The sequence below is a fragment of the Fibrobacter sp. UWB13 genome (assembly GCF_900177805.1).
Classification (GTDB): domain Bacteria; phylum Fibrobacterota; class Fibrobacteria; order Fibrobacterales; family Fibrobacteraceae; genus Fibrobacter.
Window position 1 is genome coordinate 1175066 of the sequence record NZ_FXAX01000001.1, and the last position, 12108, is coordinate 1187173.

Annotated in this window: 11 protein-coding genes; 1 reads left to right on the forward strand and 10 read right to left on the reverse strand. The window is 48.9% G+C overall.

The window, feature by feature from the left end; all coding sequences use genetic code 11:
- Positions 1 to 53 precede the first annotated feature (53 nt).
- The 6 genes from B9Y77_RS04945 to B9Y77_RS04970 all read right to left on the reverse strand — a co-directional run bounded on the left by B9Y77_RS04945 (position 54) and on the right by B9Y77_RS04970 (position 6925).
- Entirely contained in the window at positions 54 to 1112 is a 1059-nt protein-coding gene (locus B9Y77_RS04945) for a hypothetical protein (protein WP_085490698.1), read from the reverse strand.
- A 294-nt stretch (positions 1113 to 1406) separates the two neighbouring features.
- On the reverse strand, positions 1407 to 1991 hold the full coding sequence (gene hisB / locus B9Y77_RS04950) for an imidazoleglycerol-phosphate dehydratase HisB (RefSeq protein WP_073422978.1): 585 nt from the start codon (positions 1989 to 1991) through the stop codon (positions 1407 to 1409).
- Positions 1992 to 2002: 11 nt separating this feature from the next.
- The gene (locus tag B9Y77_RS04955) at positions 2003 to 2947 is read right to left on the reverse strand and encodes a helix-turn-helix domain-containing protein (protein WP_085490699.1); all 945 of its coding nucleotides are present in this window, start codon (positions 2945 to 2947) and stop codon (positions 2003 to 2005) included.
- A 3-nt stretch (positions 2948 to 2950) separates the two neighbouring features.
- Positions 2951 to 3523: a Maf family protein gene (locus B9Y77_RS04960; protein WP_085491450.1), complete on the reverse strand. Its 573-nt coding sequence runs from the start codon at positions 3521 to 3523 to the stop codon at positions 2951 to 2953.
- 13 nt (positions 3524 to 3536) lie between these two features.
- On the reverse strand, positions 3537 to 6014 hold the full coding sequence (locus B9Y77_RS04965) for a putative LPS assembly protein LptD (RefSeq protein ID WP_254899922.1): 2478 nt from the start codon (positions 6012 to 6014) through the stop codon (positions 3537 to 3539).
- 101 nt (positions 6015 to 6115) lie between these two features.
- A complete protein-coding gene (locus B9Y77_RS04970; RefSeq protein WP_085490700.1) occupies positions 6116 to 6925 on the reverse strand; it encodes a PDZ domain-containing protein in 810 nt (269 codons plus the stop codon).
- Between the two features lie 262 nt (positions 6926 to 7187).
- On the opposite strand from B9Y77_RS04970, the gene B9Y77_RS04975 reads away from it, so the two are divergent.
- Complete coding sequence (locus B9Y77_RS04975) at positions 7188 to 8009, forward strand: ADP-ribosylglycohydrolase family protein (protein WP_085490701.1); 822 nt, start codon at positions 7188 to 7190, stop codon at positions 8007 to 8009.
- A gap of 3 nt (positions 8010 to 8012) precedes the next feature.
- Here the strand turns inward: B9Y77_RS04975 and B9Y77_RS04980 are convergent, their stop codons facing one another.
- From B9Y77_RS04980 to B9Y77_RS04995, 4 genes are all read right to left on the reverse strand, one after another.
- Positions 8013 to 9125: a hypothetical protein gene (locus tag B9Y77_RS04980; RefSeq protein ID WP_014547124.1), complete on the reverse strand. Its 1113-nt coding sequence runs from the start codon at positions 9123 to 9125 to the stop codon at positions 8013 to 8015.
- A gap of 10 nt (positions 9126 to 9135) precedes the next feature.
- Positions 9136 to 9942 carry a metal ABC transporter permease gene (locus B9Y77_RS04985; RefSeq protein ID WP_085490702.1) on the reverse strand — a complete coding sequence of 269 codons (807 nt, stop codon included), beginning with the start codon at positions 9940 to 9942 and terminating at the stop codon, positions 9136 to 9138.
- Between the two features lie 117 nt (positions 9943 to 10059).
- Positions 10060 to 10788: an HAD family hydrolase gene (locus B9Y77_RS04990; RefSeq protein WP_254899923.1), complete on the reverse strand. Its 729-nt coding sequence runs from the start codon at positions 10786 to 10788 to the stop codon at positions 10060 to 10062.
- Positions 10772 to 12079: a deoxyguanosinetriphosphate triphosphohydrolase gene (locus tag B9Y77_RS04995; RefSeq protein WP_073422990.1), complete on the reverse strand. Its 1308-nt coding sequence runs from the start codon at positions 12077 to 12079 to the stop codon at positions 10772 to 10774. Before B9Y77_RS04995 ends, B9Y77_RS04990 begins: the two co-directional genes overlap by 17 nt.
- Positions 12080 to 12108: the final 29 nt, after the last annotated feature.

Sequence of the window (12108 nt, forward strand, 5' to 3'; positions counted from 1 at the left end):
TGGCGGGCATGACAAATCAATTCAAGACTTCACTGGAGTCAAGAAGGACTATTTTAGCACGCGAGCACGGATTCGATAAATTTCCGTTCTAGGAAATCATCAAACGATGTTGGCGCCATCACACGCAGGCCATCGCCTCTGCTGTACACCAAGCAATTTCCCTCAAGCCCGCCATACCATTTCATGCCCTTGAATACAAGAGTCATCCAGTCATCGATAGCGTAATCAATAGCATCGTATTCGGAATCAGGCGTAGCATCCACACCGTTCAGGTACGGATGGAAAAGCGCGGCGTTGTACTTGGGCTTGAATTTTTCAATAAAGACATTCTCCGCATCCATCGCAAGCAAATCGATAGAAGGCAAAGCAAGCCCGTTTAAAGGGAGTTGGAATTCGTTAATCGAAACCGCATTGCCAATCAAAAGGCTGTTATCCCGTTCTTCGACATCAAAGAACAGGAGCACAACATCATCACGGATATCCTCGCAATCTTCGATTTCCGATTCGAGCATATCAAGGAAGGGCTCGCGAGCATGACGCATTTCAGCATGTTTCACAACCGGTCGCACAATCTTCCCGATAAACATCGGTTCGTAATTCCAAAGGAAACACTTGGTTTTATCCAAGTTCGGGATTCGAATCAGCCTATTCGAATAAAGGTACAAGAGTTTCTCGGGCGTAAGCCAAGCCACAAAAGAGTCTTCGTCCAGGCACTTTTTCAGTTCCCTGTCGCTCGCCTTTTCATAGAACGCCGTATCAATCTCATAGAATTTCATTGCGTGAGTTGTTGCGACAACTTCATCTTTGGCGAGGACATGCGGCACGTCTGTACCCACATCGACAACAAGCGTTTTCTTTTCGCTCGGCTTAAAAAGCGGTTCATCGGCAGGGATAGAAACGCTTACGCGACCGCATTCGCTTACGAGGTCAAGATCAATTTTATGCCCCGAAAATTTCACATTGCAGAAATCAAGGCGGGGCTTTTTAGCCACCATATAGACGCGAGCTTTACCAAGCGATTTACGATAGTCGACATCGCTTTTAGCCCACGCCATATCGCAGAAAGCCAAAGGGCAACACGTCAATTTCAATGTCGTAGAAATCACCTTCATCTCATCCTCGCTAAATCACCCAAACCGAGGCAAAACATAAAACTTTTATAAGAAAAAACTTAGTATGTAGGACGTATATAAATACGTTAAATTTCTCACAAAATAAAGAATCTTTACAGAAAATGGCGAAACCGAAGTTTCGCCATGTAAAGCTTTACAAGATGTGAAAAGGATTCTAAAAAGGCGATGCCGGAACGAAGTCCGGCATGACAATAAAGATAAAGCCCGCTTTCGCGGGCATGACAAGTTCGGCGATTTTCGCGCTTTTCAACCGCGACGATTCTCGCGACCTTACTACAGAACGCCTTTGCTGCTGGGGACGCCCTTCACGTTGCGGGAAGGAGCAACAGCCATGGCAACAGCGCGTGCAAAAGCCTTGAAGATGGATTCCAGGCAGTGATGGTTGTCATTGCCATAGAAGAGTTCCACATGCAAGTTCATGCGAGCGTTTTCACAAAGGCTCTTGAAGAAGTGTTCGAACATGCTTGCTTCAATTCCGCCTGCAGTTGCAGCCGGGAGCTTCACGTTCCAGACAAAGCCGATGCGATTGCTAAAGTCGATGCACACGCGGCTCAAGGCTTCGTCCATCGGAACAAAGTAAAAACCATAACGTTCGATGCCCTTCTTGTCGCCGAGGCATTCAACGAGAGCCTGGCCAAGCACGATGGCGATGTCTTCCATGCTATGGTGCATATCGACTTCGGTATCGCCCTTGCAGGTCAAATCGAGGTGGAAACCGCCATGCACTTGGAACAAGTTCAGCATGTGATCCAAGAAGCCCGAACCCGAGCTAATCTGACCTCTGGAGCAATCGTCCAGATTCAAGAAAAGTTGAATATCGGTTTCACTCGTCTTACGAGAAATCTTAGAAGAACGCATCTTAGCACCTCTTATTTAAGGACACGACCGTCATAAACGCTGAAGCGAGCCACACGGCCAAACTTCGGCACAGGAACTGGAGTTTCCACGCCGTTCAAGTACATCTTGCCAATGGCACGCGGTTCACCAATCACAATGTAGAGCGTACCACTTGCGGTATAGACAAGCTTGTTATCAACCGTTGCAATGTTCGCTTCTTTCACAAAATCATCATCGTCTTCGTCGCGCTTGATGCCGACCCAAGAACGCATTTCGCCGGAACCGACAAGTTCAATGCGAGTACGGCCGTTATCCGAAACCGGGCCCGTCGTCACTGTCGTATCTTTCTTGGACGTCGAAGAGATAAAAATCGTTGCAGATGCCGGGAGATTTTCAGCCTTTTTCACAGCCTTATCGACTTCAGCCTGAGTCACCGTCTCGTTCTTTTCTTCCTTGATGGAATCGACCGGAACCGCAATAGCGCCTTCAGGCATGTCCTGATTGACTTCGGCAGATTCTTCGGCAGCAACCACCGATGGCGGATTGGCACTAGCGTCAGAAGCGGCTTTTTCACGGGTCACAAAATGGAGCCCGACCACCAAGAGGACGAGAATAATCACGATAGCTATAGGCACAGCCTTGCTATGTGGTTTCTTTTCTTCGTCCGTCATCGGAGCGATATTCTTGATGGGTTCAGCCTCGCGGACTTCGTAGCTTGAGCCCACTTCTTCGGCATACATTTTAAGGACAGCCTTGGGATCCAAGCCAAGCTTCGTACTTACGGAGTTCAAGTAGCTGCGGACATAAGCTTCGACCGGCAAAGACTTCCAGTCGCTCGATTCAATGAAATGAAGCATCTTTACCGAGATTTTCGTGCGCTCGGCAAGATCATCAATAGTAAGTCCTTGAGATTCACGAACGCGGACCAAAAAGTCACCAAGGCGTTCGTTTGGATTTTTCTCTTCCAACTGAATCATTTGCTATACCCTAACTTGTAAACCATCCAACATTTCCAGTGTACGTGCAACTGGTAACCCAACCACGTTGTAGTAGCAACCGTTGATAGACTTGATCAAGCGCGCGCCATTCGTTTGAATGCCGTAGGCGCCAGCCTTATCCATCGGGTCCTTAGAATTTACATAATCTTTGAGCTCTTGTAAGGTGCAGTTTCTGAAAAACACCTCTGTTTTCTCTTCGGAGGCGCTAAGGATTTCGCCGTTACGGGCAATGGCGACTCCAGTAATCACAAAATGACTACGATTGTTTAGTTTGCTTAACATTTCAAGAGCGTTCGCTTCGGATTTCGGCTTGCCCAGCGGAACGTTATCCAAAAACACAAGCGTATCAAAGCCGAGCACATAAGCATCGCGTTCCTGGCGAGAAACAGACAAAGCCTTGATGCAGGCATTTTCACGCGGGAAATCGAGCGGATTTGAGCTTGCGGGCTTTTCATCTTCGCCCGAGACGACCACACGGAAGTTAACACCCAACTGTCTTAAAATTTCGGAACGGCGCGGCGAACCGCTTGCAAGTACAATTTCAGATTTAGTCATATTATCCACAGCACTAGTCATAATTCTTTGTATCGGTGCTGCCGGCGTTGAGCTTGATATCGGGCAAGTCGCGGACATACACGGAGAAGCTCCAGCCTGCGGCAGGTCCCGTCGGCGTCCATGTGAAATCGAGCTGCCAGCAATGCAACACACGTTTGAACGTGAATTCGTGCGAAACAAACTTGCCTTCGTTATAATCGTAACGGGTGCTATAAGAAACATCCCAGTTGACCGTCGGCTGGAATGTTGCCGAAATTCCCGTCGAATGAGATATGTTGTCCTTAAACAAATTCTTAGCCACGCGCGTACTGCTGAACGAATAACGGTAATCCAAACTCAAAGACCACTTGAGCATTTCGTACTTTTCAAGTTGTGACGGAAGACCGCCATTAAACGTACCGCTCCAATGGAAATTCTTAGAAAGCTCATAGCCCCAATACGTGAGTTCCGGGAACTTTACCTTGTTCGGATTCGAGTCGTACTTATGGTAGAAGCTATGACGCGTATTGATGGTAAACATGTAGTCCGGCAAAATTTGGAAACCAAACGACGAAGATATATCCGAGAAATTGAGCGAATCCGCCGCAAAGTTGTACGAGAAACTATGCCTTGTCGTGAGCAAGCGACGCGTGCCATACTGGTCTTCGACCGCTTTAGCCTTTTTCGTGGAATCGCCCGTTGTATCGACATGCCCAGCCACCTTGAGATACTTGATATCAAAGTCGTTGCTCAAGCTAAAGCCAATCGTCTGTTGCTTTTGCTGGTACGGATACTGTCCCAAATACGGATGCGGAGCAAACTTCTTGACCGTATCAATTTCAGGCGCGTACGTGTAAGAAACACTCGGAGAAAGCACATGGCGAACACCCGTGAATCGTCCAATTTCAGGCACCCAGATACCATAAAGTTTCGTGTCGGCAGTCAAGCTGTAATTGTGATTGTACGCGACATTACCAAACGTTCCCTCGTCCGGATTAAAGCTCATATAACGTTTTCTCTTGTACAGAGAATCGTTCGGATTGCGCCAAGACGTACCCGTCCAATAGCCCGTAAAAGTCGCTCTCGGAGTAATGTTAATGACGTCAAAAAGTCGTCCAGAGTAATCCAACGTGTACGTACCCGTATAGCCCAAGTATTGTGCGGTCGTATCCTTGTTGAGCGTCGTATCACGTTCACGATGCGACTTGTAGTTAAAGCGGTTCGTAAAGCTGTAATTGAACTTTTCTAGGAACGACTGGAACGAGCCGTCCTCAGCAGCCACCTCGCCTTCTTCCAGCTCAAAATTGAAAAGGTTCCCGCTCATGCGGTACTGGATATCAGGCAAATCCCTTTCGAGCATGCCCGTCGTGAGGTTATGGCTCTGCGAAATCTTGACCGTCAAACTCTTGTTATTCCCGAACTTTCCGGAATACGCCAACGATGCGTTTGCCTGCTGGTTCAAAATCGTACTAGCTTCTAGCGAGTTATCCTTACGAACGCTCTGCTTGCTCACAAAAGAACCCTGACCACTCAACGTATGCTTGGCATCGGGAGTCAAGTTCTGGTTATGCGAGAACTGGATATCGTAATCGCTATTGGCAAAATCAAATTCATTGAGATAACTCGTGTACTTCAAGTACCCATCTAGCAAATAACGCTTCTTGTAACGGACCTCGCCCGTGAGCGTCGAACGTTCAAAACGAGCCTCGTCACCTTCAATAATGTCGGCAGCGATAGTTGCATCCCAGTAATCGTTGGCAGCGTAATAGAAACCGATATTACGCATGTAATAGCCCTGCTTCTGGTCACCACCGAACTTAGGCGTCAAAAGACCCGACTTACGCCCGCTCTTAAGCGGAGCCACAATCATCGGGAGAACCGCCACCGGCACATCGGCAATATTCAACACCACCGGTCTTGCAGTAATCGTTTCCTTGGGCTTTACCACCATGCGGCGGCCATAGAAGTAGAAATGCTGATGCGTCGTATCGTTACACGTACTGAAGTCACCACGAGCAATCTGGATTCGCGTATCCGGCAAGCGACGGACTTCCATGCCGTTCAGCTGCTGGTTATCCTGGAACGTCGTCGCGTAATACACCTCGCCTATTTTGGACTTGAGGTTGTACTTGAGACGCATACCCGAAAGCGAGGGGTTCTTCGTTTCGCGGAGAATCGGGTTACCACTTGCGGCGAGAATCTGATTTTTCTGGTCCATCCAAATCGTATCTGATTCCAGCGTTGCCGTGCGGTACTTGAGCTGAGCCGACTTGTTCAAGTTGAACGTCGAAGTTTCCACATCGTACACAAGATCGACCGCATGATATTCAATCGTATCCACCCCAGTCGTATCGTTCATCCAATCGACTTCAGTCGTGTCTTCGACAGGCTGCTCGCGTTCTTCAAGTTCAAAGCGGGTCATTTCCTCGCCGTAAGAGCAAGGAGCAAAGACCGCAGCGATAAACAATGCGATAACGGCCCACAGAACGCAATGGGTTTTGGATAAAATCACGGTTCCACAAGATAGAAAAAATGAACGCTCCAAATACGAAGCGTTCATCAAATTTTTTGTGTAAAGCAGAAACTAATACCGCATGCGAGAATCGCAGCGAATTACTTCAGCACAGCGTTTGCACCGCTCACAGCGCCATTGTGGTCAATGGAAATAACATAGCGGCCGCTCGGCACCTGAGCACCATTCCAGTTAAGCGTATTCACGCCTGCAATAGCATTATCGAGGTTCAGCGTTGCCACCTGTTCGCCATCAGCACTCATGATCGTAACCGTTGCGCGGCCCGGAGACTTGAGCGTAAATGCGATAGCCTTGCGGTTGAAGAAGCGGAGGCTTGCATCACCCGTGCGGACTGGAGTCGTCTTGGTAAACTTCGGAGCAGTCTTTGCCTTTTCCACATAAATTCCGTTAACATCAGCAGAAGCGACAGCAACATCGTTCTTGATGAGGTTGCCACGGCTAAGCACTGCAACGAGCTGCTTGTCGTTTTCGGTAGCGCTAGCAAACGTTTCAAGTTCCTGAGCGTTCACGCGTTCCTTGTCGCCATACCAGCTCTTGACAGCCTTGTTATCCAAGTCCTTCACCGTAATCTGAGCGCGACGAATCACGGCAGAATAGGTTTCGCCATTGCTCGTGTAGGTAATTTCGAGCGGCTTGTTGACCTGACCGCGAAGCTTAGACTTCGAAAATTCGATATCCTGACCCTTGAGGCTCACACCGTCAACAGAGGTAATCACGTCGCCAGCACGGAGATTGGTCTCAGCAGCAGGCGTACCCGGAATAACTTCTGCCACGTGAACACCTTCGCGCACCTGGTAAATGGTGATGCCGACGCCACCAAAGGATTCGTCAGCCATAAGCGGAGCAGTCATCATTGCAGCAATCAAAGAAGCCTTAACGAAAGAATTCATAATATTCTCCTTAAATTTTTACTTCACTAATATACATTAAATTTTTGCTATTTCAAGCGACATACACTAGAAATATGAGCCCCAAAGGACGTTAAAGGAGGGGAAATTGCTAGAACATGTCGATTACATTGCAAACCAAGTCTAATTATTCACAACCTCACTGGAAGCCTCTTCTTTAGAAGCTATCCAAAAAACTTTTTTCACTTTACATTTCCCCCTCATAACGCGATATTATTATTAGAATAGAAATAAGGAGTTTTTTATGATTGGAGCAATCATCGGCGATACCGTCGGTTCCATTTACGAATTTGAAAACTACAAAGCTAAGGATTTCGAGTTGTTCCCGGACGGGGTCTCGCCCACGGACGATAGTATTCTCTCGTTTGCAACGGCAGACTGGATTATGCGCGGGGGCGAAGCGTGGAAGTATTACGTCGCTTACGCGAGCAAGTACGAATGCCCGGTCGGTGGTTACGGAGGCGGATTTACGCAATATGTCGCTCGAGCCCGTCGCGACGGCTTTGGCACGCCTTACAACAGCTGCGGTAACGGTTCCGCCATGCGCATTTCGCCTGTAGGCTGGGCGTTCAATACCAAAGAAGAGGTGCTTGCGAAGGCTAAAGAATCTGCCGAATGCACGCACAATCATCCCGAGGGGATCAAGGGGGCGCAGGCAACGGCACTTGCGATTTTCATGGCACGCATGGGCGCCAGCAAGGACGAAATCAAGATGGCAATCGAGAGCGATTTCGGCTACGATCTGAATTTCACGCTTGACAAGTTGCGTCCAGAATACAGCTGGAACTACCCGGGAGCGGCACTTTGCCAGGGTACGGTTCCGCAAGCAATCCGCTGCGTTTTGGAAGCTACCGATTACGAAGATGCCATTAGAAACGCAGTATCCATTGGTGGCGATAGCGATACTCTCGCCTGCATTGCGGGAGGCATTGCAGAACCGGTATTCGGCATCCCGAAAAAGATCTACACGGTCGGCATGAACATTCTCAAATACTACTTCCCGGAACCGCACAAGTTGGTAACGGAATTCGAGAAGAAGTACGGGAATCGCGTGCTAGAAAAATAAAAATTATTCCGTCAATTCGCGGGCTTCTTCATTAGAGGGGCGGTCGTCTTCGTAATCCTTGATGGTCTTGTCGCCCGGCACAACGATAAGTCCAAGAGTTACCGGCTCGCCCTTCAAATTGATGTAGGCTTCCAGGTAAAGCGTGGTCGAGAGACGAATCAGGCGCAAATCCATCATGGTTCCGCCCTTGTGAATGCTCATCGGATCGCGATTGAAGAAGAGGAACTTCTTGTTGATGTATTCAAAGCGGTCTTTTTCGTAGTTGATGGACCATTCTGTATCGCCGTCATTTTCCTGACGGTAGATGCAACGGTCGTTATCGATATCGCATTCGAAGCTTGCGCTTTCCTGGTAGCGCTTGTTCCATTCGCGGCTAAAGGCACAGGACTGCACGCGGGAACCGCCATTGCGCTGTTTGTTCAGCTGGTCGTTGATGACCACGTAGTCCATCTTCATCTTCTTGACTTGATTGTAGACATTCATGAGGATGATGTAAGCTTCGATATCCTTCGGGCATTTGCCAGTAAGATTCACGTCTTCGTGAGCCTTGAGAAGGGTCTGCTGCAAATCGATATCGATCGCATCCGGAATTTCGCTCTTCTTGATTCTGTCAAGAGTTTCTTTAGGCGGCACGTGGATAATCTTGTCGCCTTTCTTAATGGCGTAGCCAAGCTGGTCGCGCACGTAATCCAAGCACTGTTGCACGTGAATGTGGACCGTATTGGAACCTGCAGAAACGAAGTCCGCGCCGATGCGCACGTTCCATTCGTCAGCGGTATTTTTCGCCGCCTTGTCGAGTTCGCAGAACGGTTCTTCGCGGGTACCATCCACAAAAATCAAGTTCACGTGAAGCTTTGTTACGAGGGATTCTTCTTTGTTGATGGCGCTACCCAAGCTCCAGAAATTCGGATTCAGGCGAAGCACTTCGGCAAAAGCCTTGTCGCCATCGAATGCCGGCAAGAGCGAATCGTTACGGGCGTTTTTCTCTTGCAAAAGTTCGGAATAAGACGTTTTGACGTCCATGTTGTCGAACGAATTACGGGCAACGGCAGAGAATGCAGACGTCGCCAAGAACGAACAGGCTAAAGCTACAGAAACGCGCAACATTGAAAACATTTTCCCTCTCCTATTTTTTCACAATCTTTTTAACGGCAAAGTTGAGCAAGTACAAGATGACGCCACCTGCGATAATCGTAGGTCCAACGACAAAGTTCAACTGGCATGCGACTAAAAGTCCAAGCACCACAAGTACAAGCGAAACCAGAACCGAAATAACCATCATCTGGAGTAAATTTTTGGCATAGCATTCCGCGATGTAAGCGGGAATCGTGAGGAGCGCAATCACGAGAATCATGCCCACCGCCTGCACGGCAATCACGACCGTGAGCGCAATTAGCGCAATCAAAAGCATGTAGTAATTCAGCACAGGGATGCCGCGGACGCGAGCAAACTCAGGATCGTATGAAATCGAAAGGAAATTGCGGAAGCAAACCGAAACAGCGCCCAAGATGAACACGAGCAACGCCCCCATCCACCAGAGAAGTTCTGTCGGCACGGTCAAAAGGCTACCGAACAAGAAACTCATCATTTCGCCACTGTAACCAGGCGTCAAATCCGTTAAAATCACGCCAAGTGCCATGCCTGCCGCCCAAATAATTCCGATAAACGTATCGGCATGTTTGCGGTCGCGCCACGTGAGCGCACCCATGAGCATCGCACAGGCAAGCGCAAAACCAAGCGAGCCAAGCATCGGCGAAAAACCGATAAAGCAAGCCAGCCCCACCCCACCAAACGAGGCATGCGCCACGCCACCCGAAAGAGCCGTCAAGCGGTTCACCACGACATACGTTCCCATAACGCCACAAGCAATGGCAACAAGCACCGCTGCGATGAGGGCGTTCTGCATAAAATCCATGGAAAGTAAGTCGAACATATTTTTAGCTTTTGGTTATTAGTTATTGGTTATTAGTCAATAGACTTTTGTTTAATAATCGCGTCCAAGGCGTCTTATAAAAACTAAAGACCAATGACTATTGACTAAAGACCTCTGTTATAGATTCGTAATTAACTTCTCCCGTAAATTTAGTAAATGCGGGATATGAAAATCCACCCAACCAGGCGCTTGAATGTTCGGATTCACAAGAACAGTCGTCCAGCCACGTTCATGAGCGGGTTCCAAATTGCGTAACGAATCTTCGAGCAGCACAATTTGCGACTTTTCTGACGATTCTTGAGCCAAAACGCCCCGCGCCACAAGCCATTTTTCAATTTTATCATATGCGCTCACGTGAGGCTTGCCTTCCCAATCCATGAGCTTGAGGTCAAAAACATCCTCAATCGCAGAATCGAGCTGCATGTGCGCCATGCCCGCGCGGCTCCAATCCCCACGCCCATTCGTAAACACAAAGCGATGCCCTACAAGCGACTTCAGGAGTTCGAGCTTTTCAGGCGCGACCTTCGGGTAAATGAGGTATTCGGGTTCATGGATAAAGTCAAAAAAATCGTCCGGATGAGTACCGTTCATCGCCATGAGTCCCGAAAGCGTCGTGCCAAAGCGGTGCAGATAATCCTTGCGGATTTCCGTAGCGCTTTCAAACGTCCCGCCCACGGTCTTTTGGACAAATTCAGCAATGCGATGATCGAGCGAATTTAATACAAAGCGTTCCTCTTCGCCGTAAAGCGTCAAGTCATAATCGAACAGCCAAATTTTCGAAGCATCGTTCTTGATGCCGATATCCAGCGCACTCACGGAGCAAGACCTCTTAGTAGCCCATCGCAAGCCCGCCAATTTGACGAGCAAGGTATGTGGCATAATTGTCCGTCATGCCGCTCACAAAGTCGAGCACCTGGTGGTAAGCTTCGGCGGTCGTTACGCTCTGACCAATTTTGGCTTGCCCAATCAAGCGCACAATGCGGTTTGCGCGGTACGAATTGCGGTCGTTCTGGCGATAATCGTAAACACCGTTGATAAACGCATCGAGCACGGTGCTGAGCGTCGTATAGCTACCGACTTCAAGTTCCGTCTTACGGCGGTCGGGGTAAATGCGTTCTACGCCCAAGCGCTTTGCAATGCGGATGCCTTCCATCGTATCGGAACGGGAAAGGTCAATCAAATGCTTGTCGAGCGTCCCTTCCATGATGCGGTCGTAATGCTTTACAAAGAGCACCGCCACGTCATCAATCAAATTCTGAATAGCACGCCCGCGAATGCTACTGAGGAAGTCTCTGAAGTTCTGGCCGTTTTCTTCGAACTCGCGGTCGATATCGACTTCCGGGCCGCACAAGAAACTGAACATGTTGCGCACATCGCCAAACGTCAAAATGCCAAGTTCAATCGCATCTTCAACGTCAAGGATGGAATAGCAAATATCGTCTGCAGCTTCCATCAAGTACACAAGCGGATGACGCGCCCACACGCCATTGCCAATTTCCGGGATTCCAAGAATTTCAGCCGTTTCGCGGTAGAGTTCTGCTTCGGTGCGGAACAAGCTCGTCGGGCAACCGTAATACGCAAGTCGCGGGTACTTGATCATCGAACCGATTGTCGCATACGTGAGTCGCATACCGCCATCAAGGAAGTGGTATTCGAGCTTACTCAAAATGCGATGGCCTTGAGCGTTACCGTCAAAGTTTTCGAAGTCTGCAATTTCCTTGTCACTCAGTTCAGACATCGGTGCGGAATGGCGATTTTTGCGGAACCATTCGCGGATAGCGGCTTCACCCGCATGACCAAACGGCGGGTTACCAATATCGTGAGCGAGGCATGCCGACTGCACAATCGTACCGAACTGGTATTCGTTCACGTACTTCGGCAAATGCTTTTTAATCAGGTGATACACCGTAATCGCGAGGCTACGGCCCACACTCGAAACTTCGAGGCTGTGCGTGAGGCGGCTGTGAACGTGGTCATTCACCGAGAACGGGTGAACTTGAGTCTTGCGGCCTAAGCGACGAAATGCGGTAGAAAAAACGATGCGGTCGTAATCGCGATGGAAGTCAGAACGGTTCGGGTCCGGATCGGCCGGGTGACCGTAACGCGTTGCAGAAAGAAGCGTATCCCATTGTAGCATATTATCAAATATAGAAATAGCGTCTTCGA

Bases quoted from the DNA above. Each gene is read 5' to 3' on its own strand.
- B9Y77_RS04945 (WP_085490698.1), bottom strand. From the start codon at position 1,112: ATGAAGGTGATTTCTACGACATTGAAATTGACGTGTTGCCCTTTGGCT.
- hisB (WP_073422978.1), bottom strand. From the start codon at position 1,991: ATGCGTTCTTCTAAGATTTCTCGTAAGACGAGTGAAACCGATATTCAA.
- B9Y77_RS04955 (WP_085490699.1), bottom strand. From the start codon at position 2,947: ATGATTCAGTTGGAAGAGAAAAATCCAAACGAACGCCTTGGTGACTTT.
- B9Y77_RS04985 (WP_085490702.1), bottom strand. From the start codon at position 9,942: ATGTTCGACTTACTTTCCATGGATTTTATGCAGAACGCCCTCATCGCA.
- B9Y77_RS04995 (WP_073422990.1), bottom strand. From the start codon at position 12,079: ATGCTACAATGGGATACGCTTCTTTCTGCAACGCGTTACGGTCACCCG.
- B9Y77_RS04975 (WP_085490701.1), top strand. From the start codon at position 7,188: ATGATTGGAGCAATCATCGGCGATACCGTCGGTTCCATTTACGAATTT.
- B9Y77_RS04960 (WP_085491450.1), bottom strand. From the start codon at position 3,523: ATGACTAAATCTGAAATTGTACTTGCAAGCGGTTCGCCGCGCCGTTCC.
- B9Y77_RS04970 (WP_085490700.1), bottom strand. From the start codon at position 6,925: ATGAATTCTTTCGTTAAGGCTTCTTTGATTGCTGCAATGATGACTGCT.
- B9Y77_RS04980 (WP_014547124.1), bottom strand. From the start codon at position 9,125: ATGTTTTCAATGTTGCGCGTTTCTGTAGCTTTAGCCTGTTCGTTCTTG.